This is a genomic window from Synechococcus sp. OH20 (genome assembly GCF_047502685.1).
Lineage (GTDB): Bacteria > Cyanobacteriota > Cyanobacteriia > Thermostichales > Thermostichaceae > Thermostichus.
On sequence record NZ_JANSIQ010000054.1, the window covers coordinates 16,405 to 32,618 of the forward strand.

Annotated in this window: 10 protein-coding genes; 7 read left to right on the forward strand and 3 right to left on the reverse strand. The window is 61.5% G+C overall.

The features are described from left to right. Positions 1 to 26 precede the first annotated feature (26 nt). Positions 27 to 1,130 carry a septal ring lytic transglycosylase RlpA family protein gene (locus tag NW826_RS11395; RefSeq protein ID WP_414333880.1) on the forward strand — a complete coding sequence of 368 codons (1,104 nt, stop codon included), beginning with the start codon at positions 27 to 29 and terminating at the stop codon, positions 1,128 to 1,130. 1 nt (position 1,131) lies between these two features. On the opposite strand, the gene NW826_RS11400 is transcribed toward NW826_RS11395, so the two are convergent. The 3 genes from NW826_RS11400 to NW826_RS11410 form a co-directional block, all read right to left on the reverse strand. Continuing rightward, positions 1,132 to 2,130 (reverse strand): response regulator, encoded by a 999-nt coding sequence (locus tag NW826_RS11400; protein ID WP_414510184.1) that lies wholly within the window; start codon positions 2,128 to 2,130, stop codon positions 1,132 to 1,134. Next, positions 2,127 to 5,171, reverse strand: coding sequence for a PAS domain S-box protein (locus tag NW826_RS11405; RefSeq protein ID WP_414510185.1), 3,045 nt, complete (start codon positions 5,169 to 5,171; stop codon positions 2,127 to 2,129). Before NW826_RS11405 ends, NW826_RS11400 begins: the two co-directional genes overlap by 4 nt. 195 nt (positions 5,172 to 5,366) lie before the next feature. Further along, on the reverse strand, positions 5,367 to 6,365 hold the full coding sequence (locus tag NW826_RS11410; RefSeq protein ID WP_414510186.1) for a ribose-phosphate pyrophosphokinase: 999 nt from the start codon (positions 6,363 to 6,365) through the stop codon (positions 5,367 to 5,369). Between the two features lie 132 nt (positions 6,366 to 6,497). On the opposite strand from NW826_RS11410, the gene NW826_RS11415 reads away from it, so the two are divergent. From NW826_RS11415 to NW826_RS11440, 6 genes are all read left to right on the forward strand, one after another. Further along, on the forward strand, positions 6,498 to 6,680 hold the full coding sequence (locus NW826_RS11415; RefSeq protein WP_414333887.1) for an ATP-binding cassette domain-containing protein: 183 nt from the start codon (positions 6,498 to 6,500) through the stop codon (positions 6,678 to 6,680). Then, on the forward strand, positions 6,670 to 6,915 hold the full coding sequence (locus NW826_RS11420; protein WP_414510187.1) for a hypothetical protein: 246 nt from the start codon (positions 6,670 to 6,672) through the stop codon (positions 6,913 to 6,915). Before NW826_RS11415 ends, NW826_RS11420 begins: the two co-directional genes overlap by 11 nt. Positions 6,916 to 6,989: 74 nt before the next feature. Then, a complete protein-coding gene (locus NW826_RS11425) occupies positions 6,990 to 11,318 on the forward strand; it encodes an NINE protein (RefSeq protein WP_414510188.1) in 4,329 nt (1,442 codons plus the stop codon). A gap of 33 nt (positions 11,319 to 11,351) precedes the next feature. Then, positions 11,352 to 12,671 carry a rod shape-determining protein RodA gene (rodA, locus tag NW826_RS11430; protein WP_414510189.1) on the forward strand — a complete coding sequence of 440 codons (1,320 nt, stop codon included), beginning with the start codon at positions 11,352 to 11,354 and terminating at the stop codon, positions 12,669 to 12,671. A 296-nt stretch (positions 12,672 to 12,967) separates the two neighbouring features. Then, the gene (gene acs / locus NW826_RS11435) at positions 12,968 to 14,926 is read left to right on the forward strand and encodes an acetate--CoA ligase (protein ID WP_414510190.1); all 1,959 of its coding nucleotides are present in this window, start codon (positions 12,968 to 12,970) and stop codon (positions 14,924 to 14,926) included. A gap of 57 nt (positions 14,927 to 14,983) precedes the next feature. Beyond that, on the forward strand, positions 14,984 to 16,204 hold the full coding sequence (locus NW826_RS11440; protein ID WP_414510191.1) for a cysteine desulfurase family protein: 1,221 nt from the start codon (positions 14,984 to 14,986) through the stop codon (positions 16,202 to 16,204). Positions 16,205 to 16,214: the final 10 nt, after the last annotated feature.

Below are 16,214 nucleotides of genomic sequence, written 5' to 3' on the forward strand. Positions count from 1 at the left end.
AGGAGTTTCGAGAGGAGCGCGGCCTCATGCGAAATTGGAAGCGGCTAGGACAGGGACTGGCTCCCGCCCGCCAAGTGGGCTTAGTCGGCTGTCTCTGTGTTACGGCTCTCAGCTTGCCGGCAGGCATGTTGGGCAGCCCGAACTCGCAGGCACAAGCCTCAACTCGCAGCGGATCTCCCAGTGCCAGAGCAACCCAGCCATCCCCCAAAGCCCACTCGCTCTCCCCGGCAACTGACCTTATCTCCCCTTCCCAACCCAACGCCCCCCTGCCGGCCAAACTCGGCACCTTGCACTCGCAGGACTCGGAGTCTCTCCTCCTATCTCGACAGGCGATCCCTTCGCGGCCGACAGAAGAACCTACCCTCAAGATCGGCGAACAACAGCAGTCGTCCAGCCAGCCTGTCTCCACCCTCTACGACTACCAGATGGACGGTCGGCAGGTGGTCACTGTCTATGTGAAGGATTTGCCTATTGTCAGCTTTGTCGAGCAGCCTGGGCTGGAACCACCGCTGCTGCGGGCCAGCACCCTGGTGGCCCGGCTCAACCAAATGGCCCAGGGATCCCTGAAGGACACGACCATCGCCCTGGCTTGGGCAGAGCCCCAATCCGGGGATCCCCTCTACGCAGTTCAGGTCAACGGCGAGGAATTGCTGCGCATCGACGGGGGAGTGCTGCTGCCAAATCACCAACGCCCGGTGGATACGGCGGTTTTGGCTGCCAATCGTCTGCGCCGTCTGCTGCTGGATGCGCCCCCCATTTCGGCTCCGGCCCTACCTCAACCGGCTGCTCTCACCGCCAAGGCCACCGTTGTAGGCCCTAAGCCAGAAACAGCCGCTCAACCAAAACCTGCCCCTGTCCGTACCGTTGGGCCTGTGCAGGAAGGGATCGCCTCTTGGTATGACCTGCACCCCACCCGCCATGAGATGACGGCTGCCCACCCCACTCTGCCCTTCGGTACCGAGGTGCGGGTCACCAACCTGAGTAACGGGCGCCAGGCCGTCGTGCGCATCAACGATCGCGGCCCCTTCATCCCCGGTCGGATTATCGACCTTTCCCTGCGGGCGGCAGAGGCCCTGGGGATGGTGCGCTCTGGGCTGGCGCCGGTGCGGGTGGAAGTGGTGCAGCCCTAGGCTAGGGTACAGGCGAAAAGCGCTTGGAATCGGGGGAATAGCGCCAAGAAATGCCGTCGGGATCCCGGCTGCGGCTCCACTCCGGAAAACCGGTTTTGAATTTCCAGTAGGTGATGGCGGAGACCACTACCCCCAGCCGCTCCGCCAACTGGGTTTGATTGAGGGGGCGCAGCGTCGCCCGCGGCACTGTAATCGCCTCCTGTGCAGGCGACTCTTGGGAGGGCACGGGCAATGAGGCTGTGGCTGCAGTTGCCAGTGCCTCCCGTTCCAACGGACGACTGGGACTGGGCCGCAGCAGGCTGAACTGGCTCAATAGGCCGACGTTTTCCAGGTTCAGAAGATTTTCTAGGTTAGAGGTCTGATGGATTAGCTCCAGCTCACGGCGTAACTCATCCTCCAGCACTCGCAGATAGTGTTCCCGCTTTTGCTCCGACTCGGCATCCTTGAGCAGACCCAGGGCAAAGCTGAGGTTCGAGAGGGGCTCACTCAGATCTTGCAAGAACTTCTTGAACAGAGTGCCCTTCACATCCGTGAACTGCTGCAACTGCTGCAGTTTTTGCCGCAGTTCCTCGATTCTTTTCTCTTCCAGCTTGCGGCTCTCCAGGCTCTGCCAGTGGTTGTGCAGGGCAATTTCAATGGTGGTGTAAAGTTCCCGCTCTTTGAAAGGCTTGATGATGTAACCGAAAGGCCGGGTCTCTTTGACGCGGGAGAGCGTATCGTCATCGGCGTAGGCCGTCAGATGCACCACCGGAATGTTGAAGCGCTCGGTGATCCGCTTGGCGGCTTCGATGCCGTCGATATCCCCCTTCAAGACGATATCCATCAAGACTAAGTCCACCGACATCTCTTCCAGCCGCCGGATCGCTTCTTCGCCGGAGGAGGCGATGGCCGGCACCGCATAGCCAAATTTTTTCAGGACGTTGGCGATATCCTTGGCGATGATCTTCTCGTCTTCGACAACCAGAATGCTGCCTTTGGCAAGCATGGGAACTTTCTTCAAGGCTGGCTCCTCGGAAAGGTGATGATGAAGGTAGTGCCCGATTTGTTTCTCAATTCTATCTTGCCCTGGAGCTGATCGGTGAGGGTTGCAACCAGTTGTAAACCCAGAGATTGAGTTTCCTTGAAGTCGAAATCGCGGGGCAAGCCGATGCCATTGTCAGAGACGCGCAACTGAGTATATTTGCGGGTTTGGCTAAAACAAACCTCTATCTCCCCGCTGCGACTTTTTGGGAAGGCATACTTGAGGCTGTTGGTGACCAGCTCGTTGATGATCAGGCCACACAAAACTGCATCGTCGAGGTTGAGGCGGATCCCTTCGGCGCGGATGCTGGCGCGAATGCTCTCGGGGTTCACTCCGTAGGAGTGAAAGAGGTTGGAGATCAAATTGTGTAAGTATTGCTTGAGATCCACAGCGGCCAGATTGTTGGATTGGTACAGGCCCTCGTGGATCAAAGACATCGCTTGAATGCGGCTGCCGGCATCCTTAAAAACGCGGGCGTACTTGCGGCTTTTGATTTGATCCGCCTGGAGCCGCAGCAGGCTGGAGATGATTTGTAGGTTGTTTTTGACGCGGTGGTGAATCTCCCGCAGCAGAATCTCTTTTTCCTGAAGGGCAGCCTGGATCTGCAGCTTCGCCTGTCTTTCTTCAGTAATATCTTCGCAAATGCCAATAACGAAGAGGTTTTTGCCTTCGGGATCCCGCACTGCCGAGACCGCCAGGCGGCACCAAACCACCTTGCCGCTGCGGTGGATGTAGCGTTTTTCTAGGTGGTAGTGATCTTGTTGGCCGTTCGAAACCTCCTGGAAAAGTTGCCAATCTTTGCCGATATCTTCCGGATGGGTGAGGTCGCAAAAACTCATGTGGGTCAGTTCGGCGGCGCTGTAGCCCAAGATCTCTTCCAGAGCGGGGTTTACCTTGAGGTAACGGCCCTGTCGATCGACGATGGAAATGCCCAGGGCCGACTGCTCGAAGATGCCCCGCAGGCTCAGCTCGCTTTGGCGCAGGGCCGCCTCCGCTTGTTTGCGCTCGGTAATGTCCAAAATTTGGCTGAGAAAGTAGCTGGGATCCCCTTGGGCGGTGCGCACCAGGGTGATGCGGAGAAGGGCGTAGACGATTTGCCCGTTCTTGTGGATGTAGCGCTGTTCCTGTTCGCAGTGGTGCACCTCGCCGGCCAGCAGGCGGTTACTGTTTTCCAAGGTGACGGCGATGTCGTCGGGATGGGTGATGTCGAGGACGGTTTTTCCCTTGAGATCCTCTAGGGTGTAGCCCAGGGTTTCGGTAAAGGCGGCGTTGATCTGCAAATAGGTGCCGTCCACCTGGGTCATGGCCTTGGCAATCGGGGACCACTCAAAAGATTGGCGGAAGCGTTCTTCACTTTCTTTGAGGGCGATTTCTGCCTCGACGCGGGCGCTGATGTCGATCACCTGGTTGAGAAACTGGGTGGGCTGCCCTTCCTCATCGCTGAGAAGCGTAGCCTGAAACAGGACATGGACGACCTGACCGGAACGATTGATGTAGCGAATCTGGCGCTGGCTGACAGAGACTTTCCCCACCAACAAAGCCTCATTGGCCCCCAGCAGTTGATTGACATCTTCCGGGTGGAGAATGTCCAGTTGTTGCCGATGTTTCAATTCTTCGGGAGTATGGCCGACAATCTGGGCAAAAGCCTCGTTGACCTGGATAAATCGCCCCTGCAAATCCACCAGGGCAATTCCATTGGGGGCCAGCTCAAAAATCTGCCGGAAATGGTTGGCGCTCTGTTGCCAGGCTTGCTCTATACGACGACGTTCGGCTTCCAGTTGCTTGGACTCGGTGATGTCTTCGACGATCCCTGCCACTCGATAGATTTTGCCCTCTTTGTCGGCAATAGGAAAGGTGCGTTCCCGCAGCCAGAGGATGCAGCCATCGGGGCGGCAGAGGCGAAAAACCACATCGGTGGGTTGGCCCTGAAGTTTGGCTTGAAAAATGGTGGGGAACAGCCAGCGATCGTCAGGGTGAATGTGGCGCATCCAGGCCTGGGGATTGGCGTAGGCCTCTGCAGGGGAAAGGCCCCAAATGGTTTCACAGGCGGGGCTGACGTAAATCAGCTCTTTGCCGCAGAGCGTTGAAATCCAGAACAGTTGTTGCGTATTCTCCGCCAGTTGTAGAAAACGATGTTCGCTTTCTCTGCGGGCTTCTTCTAACTGTTGTTGTCGTTCTTTAAGCTGGCGGGATGCTGTGATATCGGTAACAAATCCTTCAAAATAGAGGGGATCCCCCTGCTCGTCGTACAGGGTGCGGGCATTTAAAGAAATCCAGATGACTTTGCCGTCTTTGCGGCAGACCTGGCGCTCTGCATCCACGACTTGACCTTCTCTCAGCATGTGCTGCAGGAACTCAGATCGCTGCTCTGGGTCGCTATAGATTTGGGTGCCGATATCGGAGACATTGCGCATCAAATCTTCCGGGGATTCGTAGCCGAAAATATGGGCCAGAGCTGGGTTGGCAGCCAGATATTTTCCCTCAGGGGTGGTTTGAAAAATGCCTTCGACGGCGTTCTCGAAGATCTGTTGGTAGCGGGCAGCGGTGCTGCGGCTGTGCTGCAGTTGCGCCCGAAGTTGCGCGAGGGCTTGTCGCTGCTCCTGGGCCTGGAGCAGGATGTGTCGCAGGCTGAGGGCGATGAGGTCGATCTGTCCCCGTTCGGGGAGGCTCAGTGGGCGGGGGCGCTCCCCCCGCAGGTGAAGTGTCGCCAGCGGCCTCCCGCCCTCATCCAGCAGGGGAAAGGCTTCCTGAAAAGGCCAAGATCCGCCGATGGGGTTGGGCGGCTCGTTGCCAGGGATCCCCTGGGGGTCGCGGTAGAGGATCCCTTTTGCAGGCGAGTCGGGATCGGATCCCGGCTGGACCAGTTCTAGATAGACCAAGGGGACGTTCAGCAGTTGCCCCAGCAATTGCAACAGCGGGTACAGCGCTGCAGCGGACTCCGTATTCAATTCTGTATTCAGTTCAGTTTGAAGGGACGGCTCTTCCCTGGCGGCGGCCTGCCCGGCAACAAAACCGTTCACAACGGATCTCGGTGACCTAGAAATGGGAGGCGACATGGGAAAAACTCGGCTGGGAAGCTAGCTCTACCCAGTCCATCGCGATAGATGGGGGGCACCTGCTGAGTTGGTCTTCACAGGGCAAAAAGCAAAGGATCCCCGGCAGGTACGCCCGTTCTGCACCCACTATCTATACTTTAGCGATGCTCTGGAGAAACTTTAGTGAAACATGCTGCTGACGGAGCTGTCTTCGTGGATGCGCCAGATCGCCTCTCCCAGCACGTTCGCCACCGAGAGGACGGTCAAGCCTGGAAAACGCCGCTCTGGAGGAATGGGGATGGTGTTGGTGACGATCACCTCTTCAAACAGTCCGCCCTGCAGGCGTTCGATGGCCGGATCGGAAAAGACAGGGTGGATGGCGCAGGCATAGACCGCCTTGGCCCCCGACTTGCGCAGCAGCTTCGCCCCTTCCGAGATGGTGCCTGCCGTGTCGATCATGTCGTCTACGAGGATGGCGATTTTACCGCGCACATCGCCAATGAGGTTCATGACTTCCACATCGTTGTGGGCCTGGCGGCGCTTGTCGATGATTGCCAGCGGAGCTTCCTTGAGTTTTTTGGCAAAGGCACGCGCCCGCGCTACCCCGCCCACATCGGGAGAGACGACCACAATATCTTCGTCGAGCAGGCCTTTTTCTTTGAGGTAAGCCTGCAGTACCGGCTGGGCGTAGACGTGGTCGAGGGGAATGTCGAAGTAGCCCTGGATCTGGGCCGAGTGCAGATCCATGGCCAGCACCCGGTGTGCCCCCGCCTGGGTGATCATGTTGGCCACCAGCTTGGCGGTGATGGCTTCCCGTCCGGCGGTTTTGCGGTCGGCGCGGGCGTAGCCGTAGTAGGGCAAGACGGCAGTGATCTGGCGGGCCGAGGCGCGGCGGCAGGCGTCGATGATCACCAGCAGCTCCATCAGGTGATCGTTGACCGGGCGGCAGGTGGGCTGCACCAAGTAGACATCGGCACCCCGGATCGACTCCTGGATTTGGATGTACAGCTCGCCATCGGCAAAGCGCTTGCGCAACATAGGCCCCAGATCCATGCCCAGGTAGCGCGCCACCTCCTGGGCCAAATCCGGATTGGCGCTGCCTGAGAAGATTTTGAGGCGGTTACTGTCTGAGATGGGCGGCAGGGGAGAAGGGCGAAGCAGAGGGGCAGGGCGAACCACAGATCGATGCTGAACTCGTCCGTAGCCAACGCCTGACGGCGAGCTGCCGATATCGTAGCACCGACGCTTGCAACCTCAGCAACTGTATTCTTCGGGATTTTGGGTCTGGGGGGGCAGGTTAGCATAGACGGGATGAAGGTGGAGCTGCTGCACATCCACAAGCGCTTTGGGGCGGTACAGGCGAACCGCGATGTGTCCTTGCGGGTGGAGGCGGGCACGATCCACGGTCTGCTGGGGGAAAATGGGGCCGGCAAAAGCACCTTGGTCAAGATCTTGAGCGGCTTTCTGCGCTGCGATCTGCGGGTTGGACATTGAGTCGGCGCTGTGGGTCTGGAGTCAACTGCTGGAACGCGCCCAAGCAGGGACGGCTATTGTTTTTGCCTCGGCGGATTTGGACGAGATCTTGCCGTACAGCAACCGAGTCCTGGTGTTCAGCAGCGGACAGGTCTCGGAACCCATGCCGGCGGCGGAGCTCACCGTTTCGCGGCTGGGGCAGTTGATGACTCTCCCCGTCCTGCCCAGCACCCACGCTTTGCCGGAGCATTTGTGAAGAGCATAGCAATCCAACAGAGCAAGGCTTAGAGTAGCAGTGGCCCCAAGCCTTTTTGCTCAACGAATCCGGCCATGGGATCCCAGGATAACATTCCACCTGAGGGAGCCGAGCAGTCCCGCTCTTACTCGTTCAACTTCACCGTTTCGGGATCCCGGCAGCAGGTTTTGCGGGGGTTGCAAGCCTTGCTGGAGCTGGGTTTGCTGACGCCGGAGCACTTTCGCCATCTGGTGGAGCAGTATCGGCTGGAGGCGGAATCGGCGCCAGGAGCCACTTCTGTCGGCGGGGGGATCCCAGCCAGTCTGGGCTCGGCCTACGTGCTCTGGATTTTAGGTTTGTTCGGCCTTTGCGGTCTGCACCGCTTCTATCTGGGTCGCTGGCGCACAGGGCTGCTCTGGCTGCTGACTTTTGGGCTGCTGGGGATCGGCCAGCTCCTCGATTTGACCTGGATCCCGCAGATGGTGCGGGAAAGAAATGCTGGCTTGGCCGGCTCTGGGGTTGTCGTGGCGGGGGAAGAGCCGCCAGCCGAAACCAGGGAGCTCTCCTCTCCCCCGGGGATAGCTGTGTTGTTGCGCAACTTGCTGTCTGAGCTGAGCGTAGCTTGGCTGCTGCTCCTGGGCCTGTTTTTGGTGGTGGTCTCTTCGGGGGTGCTGGCGGCCAGCCGCTGGCAAGAGTTTTCCCCGGCAGCTCAGTACGGGGTGCTCTTGGCTTATACGGCGGCGTTTGGGGTGGGGGCGAGGTGGGCGCAGCGGCAGGACGGGCTGCGTCTGACAAGCCAAACTTTAGAGGCTGTTGCTTTGCTGCTGCTGCCGATCAACATGTGGGCGCTGGACGGGCTGGGGATCCCGTGGGGGATCCGAGCTGTTGCTTTGGGGTTACTCATAGGGATCCCGTGGGGAGCCTGGCGACGGGCCGACTTGCTGGGGGCGGGTTCTGCTTTCTACGGAACGTTGGTGAACTTCTTATCTCTTTCTGGTTTACACCTCTTCTGGAGCCTGGGGCCGCCGGAGTCTCGTCCCACCCTTGTCCTTGGGATCCTCTACTTGGGGATCCTCAGCACCGTGATTTACACCTGGAGCCGCCGCTCGCTGGCCCGGCTGTGGCTCATCGGGGCGGCTGGCTCCTTGTTGATCTTGCGGGGGCTGCTCTCAGGGCAGGTGCAGGTGTCGCAGTTGGGGTTGGCGGTGGCTCTCTTGGGTTGGCTGCCCCAAAGCCCGGCTGAGGACTACGAGCCGGCTCAGGTGGGGCGGCCCTGGTGGAGCGGGGTGCTGTTGATTTTGGGCTGGCTGCTGGCGGCCAGCGACTGGGGGGAGAACGCCTGGCAGGTGTTGGCCATCAGCCTGCTGGGAATCCGCTTCTTAGCGAGGCGACTGAGCCAACGTCAGCAGAGGGTGGAGTTGGCGCTGCTGTTTTTGCTGGGTCTGGAAACTGCCTGGGCCTTTTGGCAGGTGTGGCCGGCAAGCTGGCGGGAGAGCGTGCTGGCGCTCTTAACGGGTGGGTTGCAGCCCCTCGACGCTGTTTGGGGGCTGCTGGGGCTGGTGCTGTTGCCCTATGAGGTGCTGTGGCTGGGGCTGGCGGTCCGCTGGCAGCAGAGACCTCGGGAAGGCGAGGAGGCGGGTTTTGCGGCGCTGGCAGAACCGACGGAGCGCTTGGTGTTGGGGCTGGGCGGATCCCTCTTGCTTTTGAGCTTTCCCCAGCCGGCGATTTGCTTTTGGCATTTGCTGTTGAGTACTGGCATCCTGGCCTGGTGGCTGCGGCAGAAGTCCAGGGTTGGCGCTGGGTGGGTATTTCTGACCCATGCCTATGGGCTGGGGGCGCTTCTGGCCGGGATCCGCTGGCTTTGGCCTGATTGGAGCCTGTCCAGTTGGGGGGCCATCTTGCTGCTGCTGGGCTTGCTGGAATGGACGGGGCGGGTGGCGCTGGGCGGGCGGTTGTTGGCAGCCTCAGGACATTTTGGGGGACTGCCGGTGCGGCTGTGGCAGCAGAGCGCCGAAGGGATGGGGCTGGTGCTGCTGGGATCCAGCTACTTTGTGTTCTTGGCGCAGGGCACGGAGTCCATTGGCTGGCTGTGGCTGGCGGTGCCCTCGGTTTTGACGGCGGCGCAGGTGTGGGCCTGGCCGCCCCTGGCGTTTATGCCTCGCTGGTTGCAGATCCCGGAGCAAGGGGGATCTTTTTCTTGGCGACAGGGGATTCCGGCGCGGGGATCCCTGCGCCTTCTGGCGGTGCTTTCCCTGGTGATGGCCCAGGGGCTCACCCTCGGCAGGCCGGGCCTGGATCTGCTCGGGCTAGGGCTGGGAGTGCTGCTGCTGGCAACTCAGGTGTGGCTGTGGGCTTCTCCCTCTCCCAGTTCTCCCGCTCCAGAAGCACTGCTGGCGGTGGCCTTTGGTGTAGGGATCGGCCTGGTGGGAATCAGCCGGCTATTGCCGACGCTCACGGAAGCGGAGTGGCTGCTGGCCTTGGCGGTGCTGGGGTTGCTCTTGAGCGGCTGTCGCTACGGAATTTTGCGCCTCTCTTCTCGCCTACAAGCCGCTTACCGACCGGCCCTGGATGGCTGGGGCCTGCTGTTGGGGTTGGTGCTCCTCTTTGCCCTCACAGTGGCGACAACGGCGGCCCTGGCGGATCCTTCTCGGCTCCCCATTTCCGTCGGCAAGCAGCCCATGTTCCCCGGCGCTCTGCCCTTGGCGGCTGGGGTGGCCCTGGTGGCGCTCGGCCTGCGGCTGGGGGTGGCTCTCTCAAGGGGTGGCTCGGCGGTCGTTGGCGCCGACGGGACGGACTCTGCCACCGGCTCGGTTTCCTGGGCGGTGGTGGAAGGGATCGCCTACGGGCTGATCTGGGCTTTGGAGCTGGGGGCGACCGGCATCCTGCTCTGGGTTGTGCAGGGGTCCCGTCCCGTCCTGCCTCTGTGGGCCGTCCTCAACCTGGGCTTGGGGATCCTCTTCTGGATAGGGCCGGAGAAACTCCTGTTCCCCGGCGGGGGAGAGCTCCTGCAGCGAGTCCAGACCCTGAGTTGCTGGAAGACAGGGCCGCTGATCTATGCCGGGCTGGGTTGGCTGGGATCCCATGCCCAGTGGAGCGAGCTGACGGGCGTGGGCAGCTTAGGCCTGGCCATCGTGTTGTTGGGCCTGGGGCAGGGGATCCCAGGGGCACAAGAGCAAGGTGGGGACTCCGTCCCACTTACGCGAACGGAAGAAGACCCTCCTGTCAACTGGAAGGGGATCCTGGGGGCCTGCGGGATGTCACTGGCTGCCTACGAGAGCTGGATTCACTTCCTGAGCCAGCAGACAGGGGGATCCTGGGGAGATGGACTGGTGCTGACCGCGTTGCTGGGATGGCTCCTGGCAGTGGTCTACCGCCTTTGCCCCCCTTGGCTGGTGGCGACCCTGCAGCTTAAAAGAGCTTGGCTGCGCTGGATGGCCTCGGCCAACTGGGCCCTGGCCAACCTCGTCCTTTGGCCTGCGCTTTTCGATCTTCGCCTCAGCCGGTGGGGGCGGCTCCTCTGGGTGCTGACGGGATCCGGCCTGGCGGCCTATGCCGCCGCCCAGGGGAGAAGATCGACGCCGGGATCCCCGACAGAGCCGGGCTGGCTGCCAACGGCCTGGTGCCACCTCAGCGCTTGGCAGGGAGTCGGCATCTGCCTGGGTAGTATGTGGCTGGGCTTCCCCAGCTTGAGGGTGGAGCAATGGGCCGGATCCCTGCTCTGTGGGCTGGGACTCCTCTATTACTTTCTGCCCTGGCAACGGTGGGGCTGGCCGGCGGATCCCTGGTCAAATACGGCCTTGGTGGCGCCGTTGCTGGCCCTGGTGGTGACGGCGGGCGGCGACAACAACAGCAATTTGTTGCTGGGGGCAGCCTACTACGCTTTTTTGGCCATCTGGCGCTCCCAGGTGCGCCTGGGCTACATCAGCTTGTTTTTGAGCAACTGGATCCTGTGGAATTACGGCTGGCAGCAGGATTGGGCTTCCCTGACCCTCTATGCCCTGCCTCTGGTGGGATCCCTGCTCTATGTGGCCCAGGTGGATCCCGGACTGCAACAGGCTGGTGCTCGAGAGAGTCGGCACCGGCTGCGGGCCTTCTCGTCGGGTCTATTGGTGTTGCTGACTTTGATCGAAACCCACGGGCAACTGGGGGCGGGGTTTTGGCCGGTGGGGCTGGGCTTGGCTTTGGGGGTACTGGGTTTGGCGCTGCGGGTGCGGGCCTACCTGTGGGCGGGCACCCTGGGCTTTGGCCTGGGCGTCTTGCGGCAGGGGTGGCTGTGGGTAACCACTGACCCAGTCCTGTTGTGGGGGATGGGGATCTTGCTGGGGGTGCTCTTGATTTGGGCAGCAGCCAATTTTGAGCAGCGCCGAGAACAGGTGGGATCCCGGCTCTCTGCCTGGCTAGAGCAACTGCAGGGCTGGGAATAGAGATAAACTGGTGCCGGCGTCGCTCCATCAGATATGGCCCTCTTCCTGTCCAGCGCTGATCCGAAAGTGCCCCCCCAGTCAAGGTGGAAACAGCTCCTGCAGCAAATTCTGTTGCCTTGGCGGGAGTTCGACGGCATTTTGCTGGCCACGGTGCTGGCCTTGACGGGCATCGGCATCATCGCCATCCGCAGCGCTGTCTGGGAGCGTCCCATCAGCCACTACTGGCTGCAGCAGTTGATCATGGCCGGGATCAGCCTGGTGTTTTTGGCGATGGTGGCGCGGATCCCCTACGAGCGGCTGTTGCGCTGGCATTGGTTCACCTATGGCCTGACTTTGGCGGGCTTGATTGCAGTGCTCTTTTTCGGCACGGCGGGAGGAGGGGCAGAGCGGTGGATCTCCATTGCCGGCGTCCAGGTACAGCCTTCCGAGTTTGCCAAGTTGGGGGTCATCATCACCCTGGCGGCCATTTTGCACCACTGGCCAATCAAATACTTCAGCCAAATCTGGGTGGCTGTTGCCGTCGTCGCTCCTCCTTGGGTTTTGATCTTCCTGCAGCCCAACTTGGGCACCGCCCTGGTGTTTGTGGTGATCTTGCTGGTCATGCTCTACTGGGCCGGGGCCAAGGGCAGTTGGATCCTCCTGCTGCTGTCGCCGGGGGTGGGGGCCATTCTCTACGGCCTGCACACCCGCCCGGAGTTGAGCTGGATGCTCTGGGTCTGGCTGATGTGGTGCCTGGGCATGGCGAGCCTAGCGGCTTGGCGGCTGCCTTGGCGGTGGACAGGAGCGATGACCTTTGGAGTGATCAACCTGCTCTCCGGGCATCTGGGCCAGGTGGCCTGGCACATCCTCAAGCCCTACCAGCGGCGGCGGCTGGAGATTTTTATCGATCCCATGCAAGAGCCCTGGGGATCCGGCTACCACCTGATTCAATCCCGCATCGCCATCGGCGCCGGTGGGCTCTGGGGCCGTGGCATCCAGCAGGGCACCCAAACCCAACTGGACTTTATCCCCGAGCAGCACACCGATTTCATTTTCTCGGCCATTGGGGAAGAGATGGGCTTTGTCGGCACCCTGACGGTGCTGATCCTGTTTTGGATTCTGTGTGCGCGGCTGATCTGGATTGCCCAAGGAGCCAAGGACAATTTCGGGTCTCTCATTGCCATCGGGGTGTTGGCGATGATCCTCTTTCAGGCGGTAGTCAATATCGGCATGACGATTGGCTTGGCCCCCATCACCGGCCTGCCCTTGCCTTTTTTGAGCTATGGCCGCTCGGCTCTGTTGACCAACTTTCTGGCCATCGGCCTGGTGGAATCAGTGGTGATGCACCGCCAACGCACCACCTTTTTCAAGTAATTTCAAGAGTTCCCCTCTCCCTCTTTTTCTAGCGGCACTGACCCAGGCCAGTACCCATCTGTTCTTCGCTCGACAGGGATCCCGCTCGTCTGCAGAACTCCCATGAAGTCCGAAAAGGCTGTAATTTGAATGGCTGCAATCGATTCAGTATGAAATTGACCACCCCTGGCAATGGGGATCGCTCCCTTGCTCTACCCCTGCTGGGGTAGGTATCCTATTCCCACCCCCCTCCCGTCGTCCCTTGTAGGGAGCCGCGGCGCGGTTGGGATCCCTTTGTCTGTACCGGTCTTGTCCCCATGTCTCAACCGGCCCTGGAGTCGATTCTGCAGGAAAAACGCCTTTTCCCGCCGCCTCCCTCGTTTGTGCAGCGGGCTCGCATCACCCCTGAGCGCTACCAACAGATTTGCCAAGAGGCGGAAGCGGATCCCTTGGGGTTTTGGGAGCGGCTGGCACAGCAGGAATTGCACTGGTTTCAGCCTTGGCAGCAGGTGTTGCACTGGGATCCGCCCCAGGCGCAATGGTTTGTGGGGGGACAGCTCAACCTCAGCTACAACTGCCTGGATCGCCATTTGGACAATGGCCGCCGCCACAAGCCCGCCCTCATCTGGGAGGGGGAGCCGGGGGACACTCGCACCCTGACCTACGAGCAGCTCCACCGCGAGGTCTGCCGCTGGGCCAACGGCCTCAAGTCTCTGGGCATTCAAAAAGGGGATCGGGTGGGGATCTACATGCCGATGATCCCGGAGGCCGTCATGGCCATGCTGGCCTGTGCGCGGATCGGGGCAGCCCATACGGTGGTGTTCGGCGGGTTCAGCGCCGAGGCCCTCAAGGAGCGGCTGCGGGATGCGGAAGCCAAAGTCGTCATTACCGCCGATGGGGGCTGGCGCAAAGATGCCATCGTCCCCCTCAAGTCCCAAGTGGACTTGGCGCTGGCGGAAGGGGTGCCCAGCGTCGAAAAAGTCCTGGTGGTGCAGCGGACAGGACAAGCTGTGTCGATGATCCCGGATCGAGATATCTGGTGGCATGAGCTGGCCCCCAGCCTAGAAGAAGCCTGCCCCGCCGAGCCTATGGACGCGGAGGCGATGCTGTTTATCCTCTACACCTCCGGCACCACCGGCAAGCCCAAAGGCGTTGTCCACACCAGCGGCGGCTACAACCTCTACACTCACGTCACCTGTCAGTGGATCTTCGATTTGCAAGAAGAAGACATCTACTGGTGTACTGCCGATGTTGGCTGGATCACGGGCCACAGCTACATCGTCTATGGCCCCCTCTCCAATGGTGCGACGGTGTTTATGTACGAGGGGGCGCCCCGACCTGCTAAACCCGATTGTTTCTGGGAGCTGATCGCCCGCCACCGCATCTCGATTTTCTACACCGCCCCCACGGCAATCCGGGCTTTTATGAAAAGTGGTGACGCCCTGCCCCGCCGGCATGACCTCTCCTCGCTGCGGCTGTTGGGCACCGTGGGCGAGCCGATCAACCCGGAAGCCTGGATGTGGTACTACACCGTCATCGGCAGTGGGCGCTGCCCGATTGTGGATACCTGGTGGCAGACCGAAACCGGCGGCATTATGATCTCGCCCCTGCCGGGAGTTACACCCACCAAGCCGGGATCCGCCACCCGCCCTTTCCCGGGCATTGCGGCAGATGTGGTCGACATGGAAGGGAACCCGGCCCCAGAAGGGGGTTATCTGGTGATCCGCCGTCCCTGGCCGGGCATGATGCGCACCCTTTACAAAGATCCGCAGCGGTTCCGCTCCAGTTACTGGGAGCGGATCCCGCCCAAGGATGGGCAGTACTTCTACTTTGCCGGGGACGGCGCCCGCCGGGATGAAGATGGCTACTTTTGGGTGATGGGCCGGGTGGACGATGTCATCAATGTTGCCGGCCACCGTCTGGGCACGATGGAATTGGAATCGGCGCTGGTCTCTCACCCAGCTGTGGCGGAGGCAGCGGTGGTGGGGCGACCGGACGAGATCAAGGGAGAGGCGATCGTGGCTTTTGTCATCTTGGCGGAGGGCTACGGGCCGGGCGAAGCGCTGCGCCAAGCGCTGATGCAACATGTGGTCGAGGAGATCGGAGCCATCGCCCGCCCCAGCGAAATTCGCTTCACCGAGGCGCTGCCCAAGACCCGCTCTGGCAAGATCATGCGCCGCCTGCTGCGGCAACTGGCTGCCGGCTCCGGCATCAGCGGCGATACCTCCACCCTCGAAGACCTGGGGGTGCTGGAACGGCTGCGGCAAGGGGTGTGAACTGCCAGCACGCCAGCACTAAGATGGGGACATCGAGTCCTGGGTTGTCAAGCTCGCATGTCGCCTCTGGATCCCGCACTTTACTTTGACCACAGCGCCACCACTCCGCCTCGGCCTGAGGTGATCGAGGCTATGGGGCTGGCGATGCAGGAGAGTTGGGGCAACCCCTCCAGCTTGCATGGGTGGGGAGAACGGGCGGCCATGGCCATGGAACGGGCGCGGCAGCAGGTGGCCGAGCTGCTCAACTGTGAGCCGGAGACGCTGCTGTTTACCTCTGGCGGAACGGAGTCCAACAACCTGGCCCTGTTTGGGGTGGCGCAGCGCTACTCCACTCCCCAGCATCTCATCATCTCCAGCGTCGAGCACGCCTCGGTGGAGAATGCCGCCCGTCGGTTGCAGGCCCAGGGCTGGGAGGTAACCCGTCTGCCGGTGAACTCCGCCGGCCAGGTGGATCCCCAAACCTTGATCCAGGCGTTGCAGCCCAAGACCGCTCTGGTCTCCATCGTCCACGGCCAGAATGAGGTGGGATCCCTACAGCCGATTGCCGAGCTGGGCCGCCTCTGTCGCCAGGCTGGGGTGCTCTTCCACACCGACGCGGTGCAGACGGCGGGGCGGATCCCCCTGGATCTGGCGCAACTGCCTGTAGACCTGCTCTCCCTGTCTGGGCACAAGTTCTACGGGCCGCAGGGGGTGGGGGCGCTCTATGTGCGCCCAGGGGTGGAGCTGCAACCGTTGCTGCGGGGGGGCGGGCAAGAACGGCGGCTGCGAGCCGGCACCCAAGGGATCCCTGCCATTGTCGGCCTAGGGGTGGCGGCGGCTTTGGCAGCCCAAGAGCTGGAGCGGGAGACGGCCCGCCTGCGGCAGTTGCAACGGCAGCTGGCCCAGTTGCTGGCCTCTGTGCCGGGTTTACGGCTGATCGGCCCCTCGGATCTGGAGCAACGCCTGCCCCACCACCTCAGCTACTGCACTGCCCCGATCCCGGGGCACGTGCTGGTGAGGGAGATGAGCCGCCAGGGAATCGCCATCAGCGCCGGCTCTGCCTGTAGCAGCGGCCAGCGGATCCCCAGCCGTATCCTTTTGGCCATGGGCTATTCCGAGGTCGAGGCCCTGGGATCTATCCGCCTCAGCCTGGGCAAGGCCACCACCCAAGCCGCGGTTGAGCAGGTGGCCCGCTCCCTGCAGGCTCTCCTCCGCTCTGCTGCTGGATCCCTTGAGGAGAAGGCAACCCAACCCCTGCCGTCGGCTCCTGCCGCTGAATTGGCGGCTGGGTTAAGGTGATAGAGAGTTA